Origin of the sequence: Gracilimonas mengyeensis (assembly GCF_900182705.1) — a bacterium.
Classification (GTDB): domain Bacteria; phylum Bacteroidota; class Rhodothermia; order Balneolales; family Balneolaceae; genus Gracilimonas; species Gracilimonas mengyeensis.
Genome location: NZ_FXTP01000008.1, coordinates 96547 through 120711 on the forward strand (window position 1 = coordinate 96547; position 24165 = coordinate 120711).

Sequence of the window (24165 nt, forward strand, 5' to 3'; positions counted from 1 at the left end):
AAGCCGGCGTGAAGATGACTTTTACCGATTACACATACTTGTCGCAAAAACAACTTTTGGGATATCGTCTTATCCTTCAAAAGAAATGTCTTTCGGCTGATTTTGCTGCCACCAGTGCCAGGCCCGTAACAAACAGATCACAGTTTTACCATCATTGATTTCTCCAGTATGTACCATTTCAATAGCCTCCGAAAATGGGATGCGGTGGCGGGTAACGAACTCATCTTCATCCACTTTCTGAGGAACAGATTCCAGGTTCCAGCCGGTATAGATATGTATCACTTCGTCCGAATATCCGATGCCTGGGTAGAAATGTCCTACGTATGCATAGTCACCTGTTGTAACTCCCGCTTCTTCTTCCAGTTCACGCATAGCGGTGGTATCTTCGGTTTCACCGGCATCAATTTTACCGGCAGGCACTTCCCAGAAAATCTGGCCAACGGGGTAGCGAAACTGCCTTAAAAGCATGATGTCGCCGTTTTCATACACCGGAACTACCGCACAGGCGCCAGGATGTTTGATCCATTCGCGGGATGAAGTGCTGCCGTCGGGCAGGCGGGCTTCATCATAAAAAACGTGGAGCAGCTTGCCGTTAAAAACTTCTTTTGAGCTTTCCTTGTGTTCAACCAATAATTTGTGGTCGTTCATGGTGGTTTTAGAGACTTAAGGACTGTAAATTTGAAGCGCAATATCGCAAATAAAAACAAGCTTTGGCCACAACCACAAAAAATATTGACGGAAAAAAGGTACAGGTAACAGGTCGGTTTTTTACTTGGTCCAATATGATGTCTTTTTCACGGATCCTGGTAGCCTTCCCAATTGTGTACATTCACTATCATAATGATTTTGAAGTGAATAACGCCATTTATGCGCTTATTCTATACGGCGTGCTCTCGGATTATCTGGACGGATTCATTGCCCGCCAAACTAATACCATCTCAGAAGTGGGTAAAATGATTGACCCGGTTGCCGACAAGTTGTGTGCCCTGGTTTTATTTATTTACACCGTTTGGATTGGCTGGATCCCCCTTTGGTTCCTGCTTTTTGCCATGGCACGCGACATCTCCATTATGGTGGGTTCTTACTACATCAAGAAAAAATACGATAAAGTGGCTATGGCTATCATGTCAGGTAAGATTTCAGTGAATGTACTGGCCTTATACTGGATCGCGGTGTTCTTTTTTCCTGAAGCCCAAAACGTGCATCTCTTCCTGATGGCCTCTTCGGTAACCCTGATGGTGATTTCATGGGTGGATTATTTTAACCGCTACCGGTTGATTATGAGCGGGGCTGAGTTTAATTAGCCTGGGTTCGATATAAAACACGTCATTGCTATAGACGTTAGATAATTCGAGGACATAATTTTGTCAGAAAACCCCGAATGGGGTCAAACAACAATAGCCCCGGGTAAGCCTGTTTAGGCTTACCCGCTTGCGGGGAGCAAACAGACGCAACCCGGGGTTCTGAGAATAAGAAAAACAAGCTTCGCCCCTTAGCGGATGGAATATCTTTGATCGACGAAGCTTTGGCAATCAATCCCCAAAAAGCTTTGGTCGGCCAACCCTCGGCAGCCATTCATGCCTCAATACCATCTAAGCTTCGGGTTCTTCTTTGTGGGGTAGCCAACCCAGGGCTGCATCCACTTGCGTGGATTTACCCTGGGCTATTGATGTGCGTTCCCATTCGGGGACGGTAAGAAAATGGTCATTAAAATATCTAACATCTACAATTGCGAAGTATTCAGCGACCGTATGGGAGCAAATACCGAGCCTGTGCTGCACACTAGTGTCGGTAGCAATTTCCCGGATTATACCTCTGAGCGTTGTTTGGGAGATCGTTTCGTCTAAAGAAATTGTAGTTCAATTTAAACAAATGGCCTCCTCGCGAAGACCGGGAGGGGGACTAATTCTCTAAAACCACCTTTCCATCCACAAAAACCTCGCCATCCCCGGCTCAGACCAAGGATCTCCTAAAAAAGATTGGATATCGAAAATTGGAGATCCCGCATCTTCGCATTCGATACGTGCGGAATGACTTGAAAGCAAAGTACCCTTACAAGAAATAATTCTTATAACAGAATCAAAAAATCGCCTAAAAGCCACCTGGGCCGGATACCAGCACATACACCACGATGAAGCTGGTTACCGAAAGTACCAACCCTACCATAAACAAGTTGTAGGCGATACGCAGCAGCCTGAATTTCTCTGCCAAGACGGAGCCCAAACCATATAAGTCGCGGGCCATGGTGTCATAAAGCCGTTCGCTATCGGTCATCAGTTCTTCCATGCCGATCACGAAATCTTCCCGGCTCAGCTTAAAGAAATTGCCAAAAAAGAGAATATTAGAACGGTTGGCCCGCACATCTTCCAGGGTCACTTTTTCTTTACTCACCCGTGGGCGCGCAGCTAGAATAGCATAAATCAACGAAGCTAAACAAGTTATAAGCAAGATGGATGTTGGTATCAACAACCAGGGGTTGGAATCAATTTTTGGCGAAATGGCCGCAATGATAATGGATATAATAATACCGTTGATACTGATAAGAATATTGGACTTGTTATCCGCAATACCACTCAATTCAACATGCGTACGATAGGAGGTCCGGAACATATCGGATACCCCCCGCTTGCGTGATCCTAATTTTTTGTCGTCGTTATCGGCTGTGTCGTTGGCTGACATTGGTTTTGTAGCTTTAAAATTATTCTATTGAAATTCTATACCGCTTTCACACGGCTGGTTTTCTCTTTGGGCAAACCAATTTTATCTATAAGCTTCTGGAACCGCGCATCATCTTTCAAATTATTGATTACTGGTAAGGTCTTTATAAGCAACACGGATCCCAGCTTCAGCCGTACCGCTTCTTCCAGGTATTCGAATGCTCTGTCATAATCCTTCATAGCAGCATACACCATTGCATAATCAAGGGCCAAATTATGATGTGGTTTTTCCTTATCCCTGAGTTTAATTAACTCCAGATTTTCCTCAGCACGCTCACGGTCTCCCAACAGCGCATAGATAACAGCTAATTGGGAACCTCCTTTGTATTTACCATCCAGCATCCTGGTATATTTTTTTGTGGTGCGTAAGGCCTTGTCATATTTTTTCTGGGTGATATACACCATGGTTTTACCTTCCAGGGCCGAACGAAACATTGGGTCTAACTCTAGGGCCTCATTGAACTGATTGAGAGCCTTTTCGTAATCTCCAATCGTCCAGTATGCTCGTCCCAGTTGCATCAGCGCGGGTAGCGAAAGCGGATCAATTTTTACTGCCGCTTCGGCCTGGGTTACCATTTTGTCGTACCGGCCAATGATGCAATTATAGAAAGCAAAAGCCTGACGTGCTTCGCTGCTGTTAGGTTCAATGGTAATAGCTTTCCGGAAGTTGGCTTCTGCAGCATAAAAGTCCCATTTAAAAAATAAATCAACGTTGCCCAACGCAATGTATGAATCCGCCCGGCTGTTGTTTATTTCAATGGCTTTGAGGGCATTCTTCTCAGCTCTTGTGAAAGCCTTAGCTCCAGGCATATGGCCTATAGTTCCCAAGTAGGTGTAACAGTTGGCCAGATAGGAATAAGCGTTCGTGTAGGTATTGCATTCGCCTATGGCTTTTTCAAAATAAGAGATTGCTTTGTGCACGGCTTCCGGCGTACGCTTGTTCCAGTAAAATAACCCCTGCAAGTAGTAATTGTAGGCATCCACATTCTGAGTGGGTGATTCATACAGTTTGGCGTCGTCTTGCAGGCTGAGACTATCTTCCAGTTTCTCCGCAATTCTGCGGGATATTTCATCCTGAACCGCAAAGATATTTTTCAGTTCACAGTCAAAATTTTCTGACCAGATGTGAAAGCCGTCATCCGTACTCACCAGCTGTGCCGTCACCCGAATTTGGTCGCCTGCCTTACGGACGCTTCCTTCCAGGATAGTCGCCACGTTCAATTCTTTTCCAATATCCCGGATATCCTTATTCACATTTTTGTAGGCAAACACGGAGGTGCGGGAAGTCACCCGCAGGTCTTTGACTTTGGTAAGGGCGTTTATAATTTCTTCTGTGATGCCATCGCTGAAATATTCGTTATCCGGCTCAAAGCTGTAATTGCTAAAGGGTAATACGGCAATGCTTTTTTGGATACTACCCGTAAGCTCCTGTATATAGTTTTGATCGGGAACACTGAGGCCCTTATCGGCAAGTGCATAAATGTTTACGGGGATGTAAATATTCTTGAGTTCATGCTCACCAAATGATTCTACCCGAATACCGGGGTGATTTTTGATTTCGTCAAATACCCGACCGGAGATCATCACAGATCCCGAAATTCCCAGCGATTGAATGCGTGCAGCAATGTTTACGGCATCACCATAAATGCCTTCGTCATCATATACCACATCTCCCACATGTATTCCAATACGTACCGGAACTTCAGGGTCTTCCTTTAATTTTAATTGAACTTCACGAGCACAGTTTACCGCATCCAGGGCACTGCCAAACAGCATCAGGGTTCCATCTCCATAGTACTGCATCACCTGTCCGTGATATTTCAGCAGATAATCTTCAATTATAGCCCGCTGCCGATCCCGAAGTGCTTTTGCTCTCTCTTCGTCTTGCTGCATCATCTTTGAGTATCCAACGATATCTGCAAACATGACTGCAGCAAGCAGTCGTATGTTATTTTCTTGTGCCATAATTATGGCGGTGGGTTAGTGAATGAAATGAAAAAAGTTGTAAGCCAATAATTTAAGCAATTATTGGCGTATTCATATACTTGTTAGAATAAATATCAAAACCAGAACCTTTACGGCAAAAACAGACTTAAGTTCTGTTGTTTTATTGCCATTAAGCCGGACGCATAAATAGCACTTTTCTCTCACTATTCGTTTCCCGAATTGCTTCCTCACATTCCTTGAATGTAATCTCCAAATTTCCATGATGACTGATATTCCGGACTCAGCTCTTTTTCTGTAAGCAAAGCTTTCACCATGGCTACAGGAATGCTGTTATTATGAAGAATGGTATCATGAAACTCTTTTTCACTCATCATCCCGGAATCAACCAATTCCATTCGCAGAGAATAAAACTGCATGGCGCCCACCATATAAGCAATTTGGTACAACGGGCCATAATTACCTTCAAAAGAGCGCCGAACCTCGGCCTCGGCATTGGCATACTCATGCCCTACTTTGTCTACCAGGTAATCAATGCACTGTTGGGGTGACCAATTGCCCAAGTGATAATTGAGCGAAAACACAATGCGTGCAGCCCGGTGCATACGCCAGTACAACATCCCGATTCTGTCTTCGGGATTGTTTGGAAATTCTTTTTCCCATAGCACAAACTCCCAATACAACGCCCAGCCTTCCGTCCAGAAAGGCGTGCGGAAAAGCCGCCGGTGAGTCTCGTAACGTTGATTCATAAATTGCTGCAAATGATGGCCGGGAATCAATTCATGATGAACCACTGCTTTGGAAAAATGTGGATTATTTCCGCGCATGCTCATCAACTTTTCTTCTTGCGTCATAGTGTTGGTGGGATAAGCGATGCGCACCACCTCACCACCTAAAAAGAAAGGGGCTATCTTCTGCCATTCGGGGCTTAGCATTACCATGCGCCAGGTTTCTTTAGCCAGTTCAGGGATGGTCACCAAATCACGTTCTTCTAAAAAAGTTACCGCCTCTTCGGCCAGTTCTTTTACCAGCGGCGGTTGCTCTCCGGCCTCCACGTGAGTGGTTTTTACATATTCCAGGGCGGCTTTCCAGTCATCCCCATAACCAAGTTCGCGAGATGCTTTTAGCATTTCGTTGTAGGTCCACTGGTATTGCTCATTCGCTATTTCAATCAGCTCCTGTGGTGTGTAAGAAATCATCTCAAAGGAAAGGCGCCGATTTATTTCCTCTTCTCCAATGGGCGTGCCTACAATACCACTTTCATCCACGGCTTCTTTTTCGGCATCAAACTGATTGGAGGCAAACTCCTGGTATTCCTCCAGCGAATCGTCCCATTTAGAAAAGGGTTCTTCAACCCACCAGGTAAAATCGGGATCGTACTGATAGTAAAATTTATATGCCTCCTCAACAGCCCGCTGTAATTCTTCAATCGCTTCTCCCAAAAAACCAGCCTCTCTTTTGGTCAGCATTCCATGAGCCTCTAGTTTGCTCTGTGCTGTTGAAATGTCTTCCGTCCATGCGCTAAACCAATTAGCAACCTTTTTACCTTCCATCGAATCGCCTACCCTTCGTTTATTAATGAAAGCCATAGCATTATCTTTGGCTGGGATGAAAGCTTCAATTTTTGCGAAACGCTCTTCCTCAGCCTCCAGAAAATAAGCCGAACGTTGTAGTTCGTTCTTAAACAGCAAATAATCTACTTGTTCAGCCCGACTCAGGTTTTCAAAATCAACCGACTCTAAATTTGTCAGCCAGCCTGCATAAAAACGATCGAAACGCTCAAAATATTCGTCGGATGGCTGTACCGAGTATTTCCGGTTAAGGGCTCCATGATCTGCTTCATACATCGTAATCTTCTCAGCTATAGGTTGCTGAGCCACCACTGGCAAACTCACAAACAGAAAGGAGAATAGGACAAGAAAGGTTTTCATATCGGAATGATTGGTTGGTTACCTCTAATAAAAAGCAATGAACGGAAAAGTTGCCATCCACAATTTGTAAAGATGTGTAGTTTGTTCAAGCTTAATTTGATGAAGCAATAGCAGGCCGATTACCCCAAAGGTCTACAGTCATTCCATTAGACATTTCGATGACAAGTCCGAAGAGAGAAACCCCGAATGGGGTTAAACAAGAATAGCCCCGGGTAAGCCTGTGTAGCTCCCTAGCTTGAGGGGAGCGAACAGGCGCAACCCAGGGGAATAGAACAAAATGAGCTAAGCTTCGCCCCGTTGACAAGAGGGGTAAATTTGCCTGGCGAAGCTTTGGCACTCCCTCCCTATAGGATCTGATTGCCCAACCCTCGGTAAATATTCCTGCCTCTACATCATACAGTTCTCGGGTTCTTCTTTATGGGATAGCCAACCCAGGGTTGCATCCACTTGCGTGGATTTACCCCGGGCTATTCTTATTTGTCCCCATTCGGGGACCATTAGAGAATGGCGATCAAGTTACCTGACTTCTTCCCTTTTTACTGTAATTGAATGGATCTGATGGCATGTTTAATTGATTCCTTATGGCAGACTCACGCTAAAATACTTTTCGCACTGGCTGTGCATCTCGGAATAATTGCTGTACTGCCTACTTTCACGCCAAAACAAACTCACTTAAAACAAAAAGCCGGCCTTAATAGTAAGCAAATGCCCCTCTTCAGAGAATCCCATATTAGCATTCAACAAAAACGCATCAAAAGCATGAAACCAGATGCCGCCTCCATAACCGGTATGCCACAGGGAGGATGATTCATCTTCTACCCAAACCCGCCCGGTATCAAAAAAGCCGTTGATGCCCACCTTACCGCCCAATAGGTACCGGTAGAAATCAAAAAGCTCTAACCGGACTTCTGTGTTATTAAAGAGGTAACCACGCCCGGAAAACCGGCGGCTGTTATAACCTCGCAAATTGGTGGTTCCGCCAAGAGAATTGGCTTCATAAAACGGATACTCACTAAAATTATGCGCCCCACCTGTTCGGTTGGCAAAAGTTATTTGGGGATTGAGGCGTGGTGAAACATACAGCTCCAATTCCGACTGTATGCGGGCATATTGTTCTTCGGTGTTGATCATCCCGATGTTGTGTTCAGCCTCGGTGCTCCAGCGATAGCCCGTACGGGGATTTTGCCCGTCATCCAGATCCTTAAAAGTAAGTCCTGCCAGGAAACCGCCAAACCATAGCTCGTCAAACTGTCCGCGGGGCAAACCTTGGCCGGGATCGGACACGATGTTATCTGGATCACGATCAACATTGGTAGCTCGTATGCGTGTGCCTCCATAAAACTCCAGGGTATTTCTTTGGATTACCATCTTCGGCTCTACCTCATATTGGTACAACCGGGCCCTGTAGTAGTTCAGCGACCGCCCTTCGAGAGTGGTTTCGTTGCCCAACCCAAAGAAGTTCTTGTAACTCTTGGGAAAAAGGAACTCACCTTTTACCTGTACCCGCCAGTCTCCAACGGCCTGATACCACTTGCCGTCATATCTAATGTTGGCGGCACCGGTTGCAGGCGCATAGTTCGCCCGTACAAAATGCCGGGAAGCCGGGTGCTTTCTGAAACCATGACGAATAAACTCCGGCCCTCCACCCAGAAAAAGTCCATCATTGCCATTGTACTCAAAATACAAGCCTGCCAGCAGGGCGTTCCAGCGATAATCTTTTTTGTAATCATAGCGCACATTTTCGGGGATATTTGCCAAACTTACCTTCGCGTTGTCGTTTGTAACAATCGTATTTCCCTGCCGCGTATCATGAATAGCGACTTGTTTAGCCCATCCATTTTTTTGGGTCATGTCATGATATTCATCCCCGCCGGAACCGCCTACCACTTTAAACTCGGTGTCATTATCCGTATCTCCTTTCAGGATGAACCGATCGTCATCACCCATCCCAAAAAGTCGAATTTCTTTGGTTTCATTTGTATGAAATACACGATCGAAATACTGCTTCCTTAACTCTCCTTTGCCTGAAAGTTTGAAAACCTGCACCCGCACTTCCTCTTCACTTAAAATCTCCACCTCAAACTGTTCCCGCTTGTTACTTCCGGGGATGGATACGACTTCGGAAATCAATCCATAATATCGTTCTGCTATTTCAGGAAGCTCGTCACGCCGGATTTTTAGCAGGCGTGTCGTTTGATCACCAAACTCCTCAAATACCGGATCGGGATAATTCCGAACGGCTTTTTCAATCACCTCATCGGTTAAAGCATCACGAATCTCTTCAGCAATGCTTATCCATTCTTCTTTGGTAAGCTGGTTGGTAAAGCGCCGTGTAATGGACAAAGAATTGTTGTTTAGCCCCTTCAGGTTTCCATAGCTCTCGCTGAAATTTTGATATTGTTTGAAAGGGCCAAGCACCTTGGCAATGTTAGGCAAAAGTCCAGTCATGCGCATCAGAGCCAGGTCACGGTCGCGTGGGATGGGCCGATACAATTTGCCCTGTTCATCTTCCGGTTCAAAAGAAGCCCAGCGCCATTGGTCGCCGTGACGGTCCCAGTCGGCCAGCAGCATATCCAGCAGACGGTTCCGGGCAAAATCATCCTGCACTACCCGATGATCGATATCATTGTCCAGCTCACGCAGTAATTCCACTTCGCTAAGGATTTCTTCGGAATAACCCACGCTTTCTACATCACTCATGTCGCCGTTCGGGCGCTCTTCAAATAAAGCCGCTTCGCCACTGAGATCTTCCGTATAAGCTCCCAGCATGGGATCGTGGGGCACATAATACAATTCCGGGTTGGTATGAAAAGTACCAATAGCATCGGCAAGGGGCGGGATGATTACCGCAGCGTACGGGTTGATAATGGAAAACTGATCCTGGGCTACATCCAGGGCAATGGTCTTGCGAAGCTCCTCATCCCACACACGACCGGCTTCTTTATCCAGCGTTCGCAGCACGTAATCCCGGCCGTCTTCGCGTTCCAGGTGCAGCGTAGTAGATTGCCCTTTTCCACCTACCCGAACGGGGGTTAATCCGCCCTCTTTTTCAGTCACATCAAACACCGGGAACTCATTTTTTATAACCCAATAATCCCGGTTATGGGCGCCTACAAACCACTCAAACAGCCTGCTCTTGCCACTGTAGTCGGCATTGGCAGCCATCACTTTGGTGCTGTCGGTGTAGTCGATATCCGGCACTTCCTGTATTTCCTGATTTTCCTCAAAAGCGTCTTCATAGGGTTCTTTTAACTGGGTTCGATATATGAGTTTGCCTGTTGAGCCATCCCCTTCAGGCGCCCAGGCTTCCATCCAAATGGAGCCGTCGGTATAATACTTTACGCTCATAAAACCACGACCAGCATAACTGAATGCCGCGCCCCGGCCCTGCGCTACATAATTCTGTTTGGAACCCGAACCGCTGATGAGATAATGCAGGTTGCCATCGGAATCTTCTTTGCGGTGATACTGAAGATTGTGGGAATGAGCAGAGGCATAAATCAGGTCTTCCAACTCGTAACGGTTAAACAGATCTTCCAGTTCTCCCGCCATTTTTGCGTATCCGTGATGATTCACATCCTGTGCCTTACCAAAAGCCCGGCGATACAAAGCATAAAACGAACCAAATATTGGGGGTTTCAGGTGTACGGACGGTGGCTGATAGCCCCCGTGGTTATCATGGGTTATGATGGGATGATGCGCTGCTATCATCAAATGATCATTCCGCTGTTTTTTGAGAATATCGTCCAGCTCAATGAGTACATCCCCGGCATCAAAGAGCTCGTACTCGCCGGTATCGCCATATGGCTTTTCGTGTTTGTGAAGCCACCACTGGGTATCCAGCACCACCAGCCGAATGTCTTCCCGCAACTGAGGGTGTTCGTTATCATCCATCAGTTTGAAAGTAACGGGACCTGGAAAGCCGCTGTCCGGTAAAAAGGTGTTGCCCCGGTTTAGGTAGGCTTCTACAAATCGCTCTTGCCTTTTCAGGGTTTCCAGCCCGACTTCTTCGCCGTCATTCCAGTCGTGGTTTCCGGGAATGAAAAGTACGCGCCCGGGATAGTTATCAACAATGTCGAGCTGTTCAGTCAGACGCTGCTCGTAATAACTTCTGCGTGGATGAGTGGAATCAGGCAATCCGCGTGGGTACAGATTATCCCCCAAAAAAATAACGGCGCTCTCTTCTTCAGCTTGCTCCAAAAAGGATTGCAGCAGTTTTAGTGTCGGCTCCTGAGTTTCCAGTGAGGGCGCTCCTGCATCGCCTATCAGGAAGGTTTGATAGATAACTTCTTCATCCTGAGGCGGAGTTTCCGGGCGAGACTCATTCTGCTCGGCGTCAATAAATAGCCGGTCGGTTGAACATGAAACCAACAGCAAAGACAATAATATTGCGGAAAGGATTTTTTTCATAACCGGAAATTACCCAAGGATGAGCAAATTTGTTGATATAAACTATCAAAGGGAAGGATAGAACATCCAACAAGGAATATCGAATCTTGAACTTCGAATATAGAGCACTGGATGAGGCTGGTTTTTTACTAATCGAAAGAGAGAAGAAGTGAAAATTATAGTGAAAGGAAGGCATAAAAATAGCCCGACCGGATTGCCTCCGTGGGCTTGTTTTTTGAATAACTGTCACTAATATACGGCGGAACTGGTGCCTCGACCAAATTTGATTTCTTTTGTATAACTAATAGCAGTTAATAATAACTCAATCTATTTTAATGTGTATCTAATCATCTTTTTTATGCGATAATAACGGACTTATGTACTTATTGGCTATTACGGGTGCGTGCGTTTGGTTTCATAGCGTTTTTGATGAAGGTGTTAGGTGTTTATACATGTGCTTGTTATTGTTGAGTTGGAAATTAACCCGTCAAACGCGCATATTTGGGATGTATTCAAATGGTAACCAAATAGAGGCGCGTATGAACGGGGATGATAAACCAGTAAAAACTGAAACTGATATTGAACAGGTCAACAAAAACGTTTTAGAATTAAAAGACCTGCTCACAGTTGCGCAAAATGCCATAAATGAATACACCAACATGAAAGCAACAGAATCGAACAATACACTCACCCAAGAAAAACATCGAATCGACACCCACTTCAAAATGTTCTGGATTGACAGGGCTTTATTTATGGTGGTCATATCTGCTATGATTGTTTTAGGTGTATTAGATAAAATTCCCATTGAGATTGTATGGGGTATTTTACTTATCACAAGTGGGTATCTTTTACGAAATGAGGTATCTAAACGCATTTTTAGTGATTAATTTTGTTTTTGCTTCATAGCGTTGGTTACTAAGGTTTCAAACATATCATCCTTGTTTCGGTTGTTGTATTTAAAGACAAATTCGGCGATATAATCGGGCAGGTACTTCACGGACACTTTGTGGTATTGCCCCATAATGCCCCGCTTTATAATCGCCCAAAAGCTTTCAATGGTGTTGGTGTTAATGCCTCGGTATGAGTACATCTTTTGGTGGTCAACCTTGATGTGGTCAATAATACGGTTCATTTTGTTGTAGCCTTTGTGATTGTCGGTAATGAGTACCGAATCTTCTTCATCAATATTCTTTTCCACCATGGCTTTCAGCTTTTTGGCAGAAATGGTCTTCATCACTTTGGCTATAACGTTTCCGTCTCGTTCTACCATCCCGACTACGGGCGTTTTCCGGTCGGCAATTGTTTTGTGCCCCATGCCTTTGGGAACCCATGGTTTTTTTCGTTTGCCTTCCGAGATATCAAAGTCTTCGGCTTCCAGTTGGGTAATGGCTCGGTCGTAATAGGCTTTATCTTTTTTAGTAAAATTGGGATACCCGCCTTTTCGGGGTTTACCGCCTACATAGGTTTCATCCATTTCGACTACATCATCTAACTTTTGGGCGGGGTCGTACATCAGCTTTCGCATTTTCATGCCCATTCGCCAAGCGGTTTTATAGCTTACTCCCAAGTTGCGTTGCAGTTGTTTAGCGGGAACGCCTTTCTTCGCATCGGTAACCAGTGAGAAGGCTATAAGCCATCTGCGCAGTGGAATGCGGGTTTTGTGAAGCATGGTATTCACGGTAACACTAAAGGACTTATTGCACTTCAGGCAGGTAAAGCGGTGGTCTTTTTTTCGCCTGCTTAGCTTTTCCGATCCGCAGTAAGCGCACGTTGGCGTGTCGCCCCAACGGGCTTGCTCAAAGTGCTTGGTTGCGGATAGTTCATCGGGAAATTTTGAGGTTACTTCAATTAGGTTCATGGAATGTATTTATTGAGCTTAGAAATTCTCTGTAGATTTTGTTCACTTGGTCATTGTTAAGTTTATTATTGCCCTTTTCTAAGATGAACTCTTTATGTTTCTCGTCGCATTTATTGAAAATGATGGGCAGGTCAACATCAGTAATATTGGATATATGCTCGGCTACCCGTCTATTGACCGATTTCTGCATTAATAAATGGTTTTCAACCCTATCCATTCTTGATTCTCCTTTATTCATAAAAGCTTCATTTTCCAAATCCTCAATTCTATCAAGTTGGGCTTGAAACCAATCCTTAGCTTTTAAGTACATCCAATAAATACCCCAACAAATAATTCCTATAATTATCGGTGTTATTGCTTCAAAAACACTCATAATAGTTACTCCTATATCTGAATTTTTCATTTGCTGCATAAAGCTTATAACTGACTCGACTCTGGTGACATATGTAATTGAGACGCCAGCTATAAATACTGCAAATTGCTTTAAGCTTAGGTTGTTACTGTTTTCATTTTTGGACATGGCATTGAGGTTTTAGAGTTAAATAACCCTAAAATACTCTTGCGCACGTTAATAGCCAATAAGTACATAAGTCCGGATAATAAACCTGGAGGATTAATCCTCATTTCCGTTTTATCTACGGTAGACTTCTTATAAATGAGCTAACAGAAAGGCTAATCCCCTGAATGGGGAGGAGTTTTGTTTTGCCAAACTACTTCAAACTGAAGGATTGCAGAAGAAGGATAGAACATCCAACAAGGAATATCGAATCTTGAACTTCGAACGGGGAAATTGGCGGCGGCAAATGTTTGCTGCTTAAAAGAGAAGAGAAGTTAAAACGATAGTAACGGGAAGACATAAAAATAGCCCTTCGGATTGCCTCCGTGGGCTTGTTTTTTGAATAACTGCTCCCAATATACGGCGGAACCGGTGCCTCGACCAAATCTATTTTCTTTTGTATAACTAATAGTAAGTAATCGTAGCCTTATCTCTGTTTGAGTAACTTCAATGATTTATAACATACGTTCATGTGGTACGCTAAAAGAACTCTTCCTCTAATATTCAAAGCCATTTAAAAGCACTTTCGCGCAGCAAATAAATAATATTCTGATTTTTTGCATATCCAGAAGCGGAGTAACCGGTCCATGAAAAACCGGCTTTTTCTGATTCTTGCCCCTGTGCTTTTTCAGGTAATTTGTACTCTTTCATCACCCCATATAATTAAAATAAGTGGGTATTGGTTTTAGTACTTCAATGACTGTAAATTTGGGGGCGGTGTAAATTGCACCTGTTTGCCCTGCCTGCCGGACTTTATACAATGAAATGATATCAAGACAAATCGGCTTTTGGTAAGCACAAGAGTATTAACGCATAGTTTTTTTATATGGGATTTCTCGAAAAATTAGGCCTCAAGAAAAAAGAAAAGCTCGACAAAGGTGTCGAGAAGAGTCGTGACGGACTGCTGAATAAAATCGGCAAAGCCTTTGTGGGTAAAGACCAGGTGGATGATGCCGTACTGGATGAGCTGGAAGAAATCCTGATTACCTCGGATGTAGGCGTGTCTACCACCATTGAGATCATCAAGCGCATTGAAGAGCGGGTGGCGCGTGATAAATATGTGACGCAGGATGAACTGCAGGCCATGCTCCGCGAAGAAATTGTACACCTGCTGGAAGATAACGCTCCTGATAAGCCGGCCGAGTTTGATGCCGAATTTCCCGTAAAACCACACATCGTCTTAGTAGTTGGGGTGAATGGGGTAGGCAAAACGACCACCATCGGCAAACTGGCACATTTATATAAGAAAGCTGGCAAAAAAGTAATGCTGGGTGCCGCCGATACCTTCCGCGCTGCTGCCGTTGATCAATTGAAGATCTGGAGTGAACGAGCGGATGTGCCCATCATACAGCAAGGCCAAAATGCCGATCCCGCTTCCGTGGCTTACGATACGGTAGCTGCCGCCAAGGCCCGCGGCACCGATGTGGCCCTGGTTGATACTGCCGGGCGCCTGCACAACAAAAAAGCCCTGATGGAAGAGCTGGCCAAAATTAAACGCGTGATGGGCAAAGTGGTAGATGGCGCTCCCCACGAAGTGATTCTGGTATTGGACGCCTCCACCGGACAAAACGCGATGCAGCAAGCCAAAGCTTTCACCGAAACGGTGGACATCACGGGGCTGGCCCTCACCAAATTAGATGGCACCGCCAAAGGTGGCATTGTAATTGCAGTTTCTCACGAACTCAGCGTGCCTGTAAAATACATTGGAGTGGGCGAGCAAATTGAAGACCTGCAGGTATTTGACCGCGCCGATTTTGTGAATGCCCTTTTTGGAGAGTAGGGTTTGTGATATGGTGATTTAGTGATTTGGTGATTTAGTGATTTGGTGGTGGGTACGATTTAATCATCTGGCGCCGAAGGGCAATGTCCGCCTGAAGGACGGTTGGGGGTGTATTAATAGGCACCGTCATCCTGAACGGAGATTTCCTGAACACCGTGAAGGAAACGAAGTGAAGGATCTGCAGGATACAGCCCAAGTATTTTTAGAGAAGCATCTGGCTTGCTGATAATATTGGGACACTGACACCATTTAACCCACCCCTCAATCCCCGCCCAAGCGGGGAAGATTCTTTAGAACATTCGATTTTAAATAAAACCAATCTGAACTAGTCCTAATAAACTGGAATAGCTAAGGGCAAAGAATACGTACACGAGCCGTAAAAATAACCAAAGCATTTCCTCTCCTTGGAGAGGAATGAGGAGAGGGGGGTGTAGAAAAGCCTGAAATTTAGATCAAAAAAAAGCCACCCTTGGGCGACTTTATCATACTCATTTATAAGATTGAGTAATTTCACTGGCTTACCTTTTAAAAACATACCCTCCTAAAAGCATGAATTTTTTGGGGCAGCTCTGGAAACTGAATATAAACTTTTGACTTAGATACTCATTCAGGCACCCGGGTCTATTTTACCGCCGCCGGAACCGCCTTTGCCTCCATCATCGTCATCTTTATCTCCATCATCCATCATTTGGCTAAAACCTACGTATAATCTCTTATTCATATTGACTTGTCGTTAATTTGGGGTTAAACCGTAAAAAAACTATATATTGGATAATTAGCAATAAGACCTAAAAGTTTTTCGCGTCATGCGCTCAACAGTAATCATCACCTTACTTTTGTTGATTGGTTTGCCTGGCAATATGTATGCACAAACCACGGCTGCAGATTCCCTGATATCCCTCGGAGATGAAAAGTTTTCTAATGGGAATTATACTGAGGCAGCAGAGTTAGAAAAAGAGGCCATACAGCTTTATTTGCAAAACGGAGACTCCCTGAAGTGGGCCATGACTCAAAAAGATTACGCTACAACTTTGATAGCAATGGGCGCAGTAAAAGAGGCCGTGGATATCCTACTGGAGTTGGATGAACGTAAAATTAAAGTTCTAACGAATGAAGACAAAGCTTCTATCAAGAAAGCGATTGGCTATGCCTACCGGAACCTGGAGCAATATGAGGCAGCACAGAACTATTATTTAGAAGGACTTGAATTATTAAAAGGCAGCCAGGATTCTTCAGACATAGCCGGTTTGTACAATAATATTTCGTACACCTTCAGCGAAACAGGTAACTATGAGCAGGCTCTTGAATATCAGTATGAGGCTAAACGGATATATGAAAAACTGGATGAAAAGCGAAGCCTTTCTCGAGTACTGAATGGTATTTTTCTTTCTCTTATGGATTTAGGCCTGTATGAGCAGGCCGAACCGTATATCAGGCAAAGCCTTGCCTTATCCGAACAGTTGGGAGAACCTCGCCTGCTGGATATTGCCTACCACAACCTGGCCTGGAACTTCGAAAACCAGGGCAAGCGCGACAGTGCCATCATCTACTACCGCAAATCGCTGGAGCTTACCCGGCAGCTGGGCAATCCCTATGAGATGACCCAGACCCTGAATAATATCGGCGGCTTGTATGAAGAATCGGGAGATTATGAGAATGCCCTGGCCTATTACAACGAAGCCCTTGAAGCAAATTATCAAACCGATCGACCTGTTTCCATTGGTCATACCCTGAGACGCCTGGCTCGGGTGGCTATCCAAAATAATGACCTGGATAACGCCACGACCTTTTATGAAGAAGCGCAGAACTGGCTAAGCCAAGCCCAAGCCCCACGTGATCTCGCCATGCTGTACCTGGACCAAGCAGAGCTGGAAATCATTAAAGAACATCACCAAGAGGCAAAACGACATTTGAATAAAGCTGAGGAAATTGCTCGTAAACACAACTTTAAGGGCATCCAAAGCCGGCTTCATACTGTGCGGGGACAGCTGTATTATGAGCAGGGGAAACTTCGGGAAAGTCTTGGTGAATACCGGAAGGCTTATCGGTTATCTGCCGATGAAACAGTAACCGGCAAAATTGGTCCCGCCATAAACCTGGCCCGCTCATATCACCGCCTACAATCCGACAGCGCCTTTATTTTAGCCGACCAAGCCTTCACATTTATCGATTCCGTACGAACCAATGTAGCCGGGCTATCTTTCCGCTCCGGATTCTTCCGGGAACATGCCGGGTTTTATAACGAAGTGGCCTCTTGGTACATCACCCAAAAAAATCAGCCCGAAAAAGCCTTCGACTTAATTGAAGCGGCTAAAGCGCGCGTACTGATGGATGAGATGGCCGAAACCCAACAAAAGGTTTATGAAAACCTGGATGAAGCCACTCTTATCAAAAAGCAACAACTCGCCAAGCAAATAGACCGACTTCACCGGCAAATTGAACAAGCAAAATCAAAACAGCAACGGTCCGCATTACAAGACGAGCTGAAGGACCTGGAGTTTGAATATCAGACGTTCTTAAATGAAATCCACGTTAGCAATCCCGCACTTCATAATTTTGAGTATCCCCGCCCCATTGCCTTAGAGGAAGTGCAAGACATGCTAAACCGTAACTCGGCCCTACTGGAATATGCCTTTGCAGAGAATAGCCTGGTTCGCCTGCTTATTACCAACAACTCCATCTCCGGGTCGGTAACCGATTCGCTCGGACAAACCGATGCTAAAAGCTTTATTACTGAAAAGATTAAACATCTGCGGGAAACCATCATCCATAAGAAACAGGTCGACTCCGTCAAAAAAGTGGGGGAGGAATTGCATGCCTCCATCATCCCTGATCTGAATCAGCAAATAATGGCTGACATCTCTAACCTGCTCATTATCCCGGGCGGTCCGCTCATATTCTTGCCCTTCGAAGCGCTCAGCAACACGGATCGCTATTTGATAGAAGATTTTGGTATTAAATATTTACCCTCGGCCTCTATTTATCCCTTCATTAAAGAACCCCACCGTACCACTAATTTTGATCTGTTGGCGGTTGCCGGGTCCGGCTTTGAAGGTGGTGATGGCCTGGTCAGTGAGTCACGTTCAGAGGCTTCTTTTGCTTCGCTGCCTTCTGCCTTGCTGGAAGTAGATTCTATTTCCGTACACTTCTCCAAATCAAAAATACTGAAGAACGAAGATGTAACAGAAGCCACATTGAAGTCCCACGACTTAAGTGATTTCCGCTACCTCCATTTTGCCACCCACGCAAGCGTAAATGAAGAATCGCCCTCACAAAGCGGCTTGTTATTATCCAAAAAAGCCGATGTGGAATCCCTGTTCGGAGAAGATGGTCACCTGAACAGCCGTGAAATTGCTGAGCTGAGGCTGAATGCTGATTTAGTGATACTAAGTGCCTGCAACACCGGCATGGGTAAAGTGGTGACCGGAGAAGGCTTAATTGGCCTGCAGCGCTCGTTTCTGGCCGCAGGATCTTCATCCGTGATGGTGAGTTTATGGAGCGTTTTTGACCGCAGTACTTCCGTGTTTATGGCGGAATTCTATGAACACATGCTCACCCATCAGGAAGAAGATTACGGCCTGTGGGAGCAAACCATGCAGTGGCTGGAATGGCACGAGCATCCGCTATTTGATTACAAAGCCAACGCCCTCCGCGATGCCAAACTGGCTATGATTGATCACCCCTACTACAATCACCCGGTGTACTGGGCTCCTTTTATTTTGGTTGGGAAGTGAGTTTTGGGCTCTATTGGAGCTCAAAGCCTCGTTTCAGACCTCACCTAAATCCTCTCCTTCATAAGGAGAGGACTTTTTCGAGACCTGCCCCATATTTGTTGTTTAATATAACTTTGATGGCTTAAATGAGTCCTCCTCCTTGCCAAGGAGGAGACAGAGGAGGTCAGGATAGTGGATTTGGGGCCCGCTGCTTAATTCGAATTCCTGAGTTCGTAATTCAACCTGAATGGGTTCTTTGCCTATCTAAAGTTCATAACCCTGCACTTTGACCTCTCCTATATCCTCTCCTTCATAAGGAGAGGACTTCTTCGAAGCCTGTTCCACATTTGTTGTTTATTACAACTCTTATGGCTTAGCAAAGTACTCCTCTTTACGAAGGAGGAGACAGAGGAGGTCAGGATGGTGAATTGGGCCCCGCTGATTAATTCGAATTCCTGGGAGTTCGTAATTCAACCTGAATGGATTCTTTGCCTATCTATAGTTCATAGCCCTGCACTCCGACCTCACCTAAATCCTCTTCTTCATAAGGAGAGGACTTTTTCGAGGCCTGTTCCAGATTATGTTGTTTAATATAACCTGATGCCTTAACAGAGTGCTCCTCCTTGCCAAGGAGGAGACAGAGGAGGTCGGGATGTTCGCCTCAAGATATCTGTATCCATCGAACCACGCTCACTAACCAAGACCATTTTACGCCCTTTCTTGTTGTACTTCAGAGTCCTATTTTTAGGCGTCTTTTCATAAATAATTATCTAATTCATCGCTTACCATGAAAACATTTTTGCTCTCGTTATCTGCCGTGTTTTTATTCATTAGTTGTAGTTCAGACCCCGCTCAAAAAGCTGCAAATGATATCCATAAAGATTCCCTGCTAAGGCATATTGAAACTCTTTCTTCGGATGATTTCATGGGCCGTGGTACCGGTACAGAAGGTGAACAAATGAGCGTGGATTACTTGGTGAATGAGTTACAGGAAATAGGAGCTCAGCCCGCTGCCGATGATGGCTCGTATGTTCAGGAGTTTCCTCTTTTAGGGCAATCCACTTCCAATGCAGAGATGTCGGTTTCAACCAATGGCCGTACTCCTTTCAACCTTCGTTATTTCGATGAGTTTATGGCATGGCCTGCAAATCAATCGGAAGAGGTGGATGTTAGCAACGCGGAGCTGATTTATGTGGGCTACGGTATTCAGGCGCCAGAGGAAAATTGGGATGACTTTAAGGGCACCGATGTGGAAGGCAAAATCCTGGTGGTAAAAAACAGCGATCCGGCCTATGACGAAGACCTTTTTGGGGGTGATGCCCGGCTTTACTACGGCCGCTATAGCTACAAGTATGAAAAGGCCAAAGAACTGGGAGCCCTTGGGGTATTGATTATTCACACCGATGAAACAGCGGGCTACGGATGGAATGTAGTTGCAAACAGCTGGAGCCGCGAGCGCTTTTATTTGAAACAAGGTGAAGATGGAAGCGCCGGGAACACCGAATTCAATGGTTGGCTAACCCAAGATGCCAGTAGCTTACTTTTTGAGGAAGCCGGACTGAACCTCATGGAACAACTGGAAGCTGCCGACGACCCTGCTTTCGAGCCCGTACCGTTAGAAGGCCTGAGCATGAACGTAAGCATGGAAGCCGAGTACCGCGAAATTCAATCCAAAAATGTGATTGCGAAAATTGAAGGGAATGATCCTGAACTTAAGGATGAGTACCTGATGCTCACCGCTCACTTTGATCACCTTGGAGTGACTACTCCGGTTGAAGGCGACTCCATCAACAACGGTGCTTCGGATAATGCGGCTGGCGTGGCAGCTTTATTGGAAATGATGGAGGGTTATAAAGAGCTGCAGCCTATTTTAAAACGAAGTGTGCTGGCGGTACTGGTTAGCGCTGAAGAAGTTGGGCTGCTGGGTTCTCAATACTGGGCCGAAAATCCCACGGTGGAACCCGGTAAAGTGACGGCCAACATCAATCTGGACGGTATGAATGTGTATGGACAAACCAATGATGTAGTCGTGGTAGGTTATGGGCGCACCAGTCTAAGCGATTTGTTGGAAGACGAAGCTCAAAAACAAGGTCGTACGGTAAAACCGGATCCCTATCCTGGTCGCGGTTATTTTTATCGGTCTGATCATTTCAATATGGCCAAAGTGGGTATTCCTGCGATCTTCCCTAACCCCGGAACCGAGTATGTAGGCAAAGGGGAGAACTTCCTCGCCCTCCGCGATAGTGTAGCCGATGCCAACTATCACACCGTCAACGATGAAATCAATGAGTACTGGGATTTAACCGGAGCTCAAATTGATACGCGATTGTTTTTCATGACCGGTTTCCGTGCCCTCAATGCAGAAAACCTGCAAACCTGGGATTCCGGCGACGAGTTTGAAGCTACCCGTCTGCGCATGCTGGAACGTATTGAGCAGTAAATTTTAGCTGTTTTATTTCCCTCTTGCGATTTTTCAATACTAAAACTGGTTCAAGCACCCGCTTGGACCAGTTTTTTTGTTTAAAGCTATGCTAACAAGGCCTGATATGGATATAATGAAAAGCTCCGAAGGAGCACAATCATCAACATAGGGCAAGGCCCTATGTTAACAATCGCCCCGTAACTAAGCCCAAACGGGGTATAATCTATTCAGCCCCATACGCATGGTACATCATTATCTTTTTAACGGTTATCGAAATTCCTGCTCAAAACTCATCTTGAAAAGAAGCACCTGAAATAAACATTCTGGATGTGTTATAAAAAGAACTCATCGCCATTCTGGAGCAATAACTCTCTACCGGGCCTCGGCCTGCGTTTTTTCGATGAATTCCTGGTTGTCCACCTTGGGACGTTCCGGAGAGTTGGCTAACAATGCGGTTAAATTATAGATAAGCCGGGTGCGCTGGGTGTATGGACCAAAGGTGATTTTTTCGATATGATCGGAGGGACGGTGGTAATCTTCGTGCACCCCGTTGAAAAAGAAGACAAAAGGCACGCCAAGTCGGCCAAAGTTCCAATGGTCACTGCGCCGGTAAAATTGATTGGGATCTTCCAAATCGTTGTAGCGATCGCTGAGGGTAAGATTTGGCCCCATCACGTTAGCCATTTGGCTGAGGCTATCCAGCGCCGAAGAAATAATTTCTCCCCCGATGATATACACATAACTGCTGTCATCTACGTGTTCAGGGTCTACCCGTCCAATCATATCCATATTGATGTTGGCAATGGTGTTATGAATAGAACGCGTGGGATGATCAGAATAATACCGCGACCCTAAAAGGCCTTTCTCTTCACCGGACACATTCAAAAACAAGACGCTTCTGCGTGGACCATGCCCGGCTTTTTTGGCAGCCATCATCGCTTCTGCCACCTGAATGGTGGCAGCCGTTCCACTGCCATCGTCATCAGCCCCATTGTAAATGGCATCGCCGGTGGAATCAGGTTCGCCAACGCCCACATGATCGTAATGCGAACTAAGCACCACTACTTCATGCCGCATAGTTGGATCACTTCCTTCCAAAAAGCCCAATACATTTTTGGATTGAACCAGGTTTTCATTGATCTCCGGATCGTGTAAAAGTGAAACATCCAGCGGACGAGATATGAATGCTTGTGGGCTGTCCAATATATCTTGCTGTAGCTCCATCAAGGTTTCCGTGTTATCAAAACCCAGCAGTTTAGCAGCTAATTCGGGGTGAATACGATTAAAGGCTGGGGAATTAGAGCCCGATTTATCCTGTAAGTATTTTAATGAAAGACCTCTGCCTTGCCCCAGATATTGTTGCCTGCTTTCGGCCTCCTGCTGGTAGTCTTCCACATCATTGCCTATCATTATAATAGCACCCAATGCCTTCCCGGAAGACAACACCTGCTGTACTTTCTGCATATTGGTTTGGCCTTCTACGTAAAACACAAGAATCCACGCTCCCGAAGCATCTTTAGGAAAATGATTAACCTGCTCTCCCGGGTTGAACATCCCGGTTCCGGCAAAATGGACCGGGCCTTCCAGTCGATCGCTGCCTCCAAAAATAGTTACAAAATCAGCGGTTTTTTCTTTAGTAAACGCTGTTGAACTTATTACGCTATCCCGGGAAATACTGTGTACTGTATACTCATAACCATTCACCGTGGGCTGTATCAAGTCAAAAGACTGGAACCAGGTATTCTCGTCGCTGCCTGGCTGTAACCCGATCTCTTCGTATCTATCAGAGATAAATTTTGCTGCTTTTTCTTCTCCCGGAGTGGCAGTTTCACGGCCCTGGAGGGAATCGTGAGCCAATACTGCCAAATCATTGTATAAGCTTTGTTCAGTTATATTCTGGGAAAAAGAATAGATGGTGCTGTCATTTTGGGCGCTTTTCTGCGTGGCACTACAGGCTGATACAACAAGCAGCAGAGCTGCTAACAATACATGTTTAGTCATAATGATAAGAGGGGGATAGCTTAAGAATTAGGTGTTTATGCGCCGATGATTTCATCAACGGGTTTCAGGTCGATATAAAAATCTGTGGGTTCGTCTTCGAGAAACAGGTTGATTTGCTGTTCCTTAATCATTTCAAGTACCGCCAGGAAGGTTACCACTACATAAATTTTGTTTTTAAGGGTAGCACATACTTCCATGAATGATTGGCGTCCATGTTCCTGCAACCGGTTCAGCACAAATTCAGATTGTTCTTCTACCGTGGTACTTACTTTTTCTACATGGTGTACGATATTTTTACGCTCAATATCCTGCAGTACCTTTTTGAAAGCCGCAATCAAGTCAAACATCGTCACGTCTTGAAGAGCCTCACCGGATGCCTGTTGCTCCACATCATCGGCCTCAGGATATCCGCGCATATATTGCTTACGCGTCTCATCATCCATGTCAGCCATTTTTACCGACATTTCCTTATACCGCTTATACTCAAGCAGCCGTTGTACCAATTCGTAGCGCGGATCGGTTTCATCCAATTCCTCTTCGTCCGAATCTTCCCTTGGAATCATCATCTTGGCTTTGATAGACATAAGCATGCTCGCCATCAGGATAAATTCGCTGGCTACATCCAGGTCCAGTTCTTCCATCACGTGGATATATTCCAAAAACTGGTTGGTGATATAGGAGATAGGGATATCGTAAATATCCAGCTCGTCTCTTTTAATAAAAAAAAGCAGCAGGTCGAGCGGTCCTTCAAAGTTATTTAATTGTACGCGATACATGCACTAAAACTACACTCTTAAAAACTAAATTTCTTTATTTTCTTTTTCTATGTGAATGTTATTTTAAAGTAATTGATT

The 24165-nt window shown here is 45.2% G+C and carries 16 protein-coding genes; 5 read left to right on the forward strand and 11 right to left on the reverse strand.

Annotation, left to right across the window (positions count from 1 at the left end):
* Positions 1-69: 69 nt before the first annotated feature.
* Positions 70-648: an NUDIX domain-containing protein gene (locus FN815_RS10275; RefSeq protein WP_142454554.1), complete on the reverse strand. Its 579-nt coding sequence runs from the start codon at positions 646-648 to the stop codon at positions 70-72.
* 62 nt (positions 649-710) lie between these two features.
* On the opposite strand from FN815_RS10275, the gene FN815_RS10280 reads away from it, so the two are divergent.
* A complete protein-coding gene (locus tag FN815_RS10280) occupies positions 711-1304 on the forward strand; it encodes a CDP-alcohol phosphatidyltransferase family protein (RefSeq protein ID WP_142454555.1) in 594 nt (197 codons plus the stop codon).
* Positions 1305-1592: 288 nt separating this feature from the next.
* Here the strand turns inward: FN815_RS10280 and FN815_RS10285 are convergent, their stop codons facing one another.
* From FN815_RS10285 to FN815_RS10305, 5 genes are all read right to left on the reverse strand, one after another.
* Positions 1593-1781, reverse strand: coding sequence for a hypothetical protein (locus FN815_RS10285; RefSeq protein WP_142454556.1), 189 nt, complete (start codon positions 1779-1781; stop codon positions 1593-1595).
* A 310-nt stretch (positions 1782-2091) separates the two neighbouring features.
* Entirely contained in the window at positions 2092-2679 is a 588-nt protein-coding gene (locus tag FN815_RS10290) for a Pycsar system effector family protein (RefSeq protein ID WP_142454557.1), read from the reverse strand.
* Between the two features lie 35 nt (positions 2680-2714).
* Positions 2715-4682: a TPR end-of-group domain-containing protein gene (locus FN815_RS10295; RefSeq protein WP_142454558.1), complete on the reverse strand. Its 1968-nt coding sequence runs from the start codon at positions 4680-4682 to the stop codon at positions 2715-2717.
* 209 nt (positions 4683-4891) lie between these two features.
* Entirely contained in the window at positions 4892-6592 is a 1701-nt protein-coding gene (locus tag FN815_RS10300; protein ID WP_142454559.1) for a DUF885 family protein, read from the reverse strand.
* Positions 6593-7264: 672 nt separating this feature from the next.
* Entirely contained in the window at positions 7265-11002 is a 3738-nt protein-coding gene (locus FN815_RS10305; RefSeq protein ID WP_142454560.1) for a BamA/TamA family outer membrane protein, read from the reverse strand.
* 356 nt (positions 11003-11358) lie between these two features.
* Here FN815_RS10305 and FN815_RS10310 point away from each other — a divergent pair, with 356 nt between their 5' ends.
* Positions 11359-11868 carry a hypothetical protein gene (locus FN815_RS10310; protein WP_142454561.1) on the forward strand — a complete coding sequence of 170 codons (510 nt, stop codon included), beginning with the start codon at positions 11359-11361 and terminating at the stop codon, positions 11866-11868.
* Here FN815_RS10310 and FN815_RS10315 read toward each other — a convergent pair.
* From FN815_RS10315 to FN815_RS18905, 3 genes are all read right to left on the reverse strand, one after another.
* On the reverse strand, positions 11865-12839 hold the full coding sequence (locus FN815_RS10315) for an IS1595 family transposase (RefSeq protein WP_142454562.1): 975 nt from the start codon (positions 12837-12839) through the stop codon (positions 11865-11867). The two genes, FN815_RS10310 and FN815_RS10315, sit on opposite strands and share 4 nt — an antisense overlap.
* Positions 12826-13359: a hypothetical protein gene (locus tag FN815_RS10320; protein ID WP_142454563.1), complete on the reverse strand. Its 534-nt coding sequence runs from the start codon at positions 13357-13359 to the stop codon at positions 12826-12828. Before FN815_RS10320 ends, FN815_RS10315 begins: the two co-directional genes overlap by 14 nt.
* Before the next feature lie 540 nt (positions 13360-13899).
* Entirely contained in the window at positions 13900-14046 is a 147-nt protein-coding gene (locus tag FN815_RS18905; RefSeq protein ID WP_185957260.1) for a hypothetical protein, read from the reverse strand.
* 175 nt (positions 14047-14221) lie between these two features.
* On the opposite strand from FN815_RS18905, the gene ftsY reads away from it, so the two are divergent.
* From ftsY to FN815_RS10335, 3 genes are all read left to right on the forward strand, one after another.
* The gene (gene ftsY, locus FN815_RS10325) at positions 14222-15175 is read left to right on the forward strand and encodes a signal recognition particle-docking protein FtsY (RefSeq protein WP_142454564.1); all 954 of its coding nucleotides are present in this window, start codon (positions 14222-14224) and stop codon (positions 15173-15175) included.
* A gap of 806 nt (positions 15176-15981) precedes the next feature.
* The gene (locus FN815_RS10330; RefSeq protein ID WP_142454565.1) at positions 15982-18909 is read left to right on the forward strand and encodes a CHAT domain-containing protein; all 2928 of its coding nucleotides are present in this window, start codon (positions 15982-15984) and stop codon (positions 18907-18909) included.
* Positions 18910-19675: 766 nt separating this feature from the next.
* Positions 19676-21328 carry a M20/M25/M40 family metallo-hydrolase gene (locus FN815_RS10335; protein ID WP_142454566.1) on the forward strand — a complete coding sequence of 551 codons (1653 nt, stop codon included), beginning with the start codon at positions 19676-19678 and terminating at the stop codon, positions 21326-21328.
* Between the two features lie 354 nt (positions 21329-21682).
* On the opposite strand, the gene FN815_RS10340 is transcribed toward FN815_RS10335, so the two are convergent.
* Positions 21683-23311, reverse strand: coding sequence for a M28 family peptidase (locus FN815_RS10340; protein WP_142454567.1), 1629 nt, complete (start codon positions 23309-23311; stop codon positions 21683-21685).
* Positions 23312-23346: 35 nt separating this feature from the next.
* Positions 23347-24087: a segregation and condensation protein A gene (locus tag FN815_RS10345; protein ID WP_142454568.1), complete on the reverse strand. Its 741-nt coding sequence runs from the start codon at positions 24085-24087 to the stop codon at positions 23347-23349.
* Positions 24088-24165 lie beyond the last annotated feature (78 nt).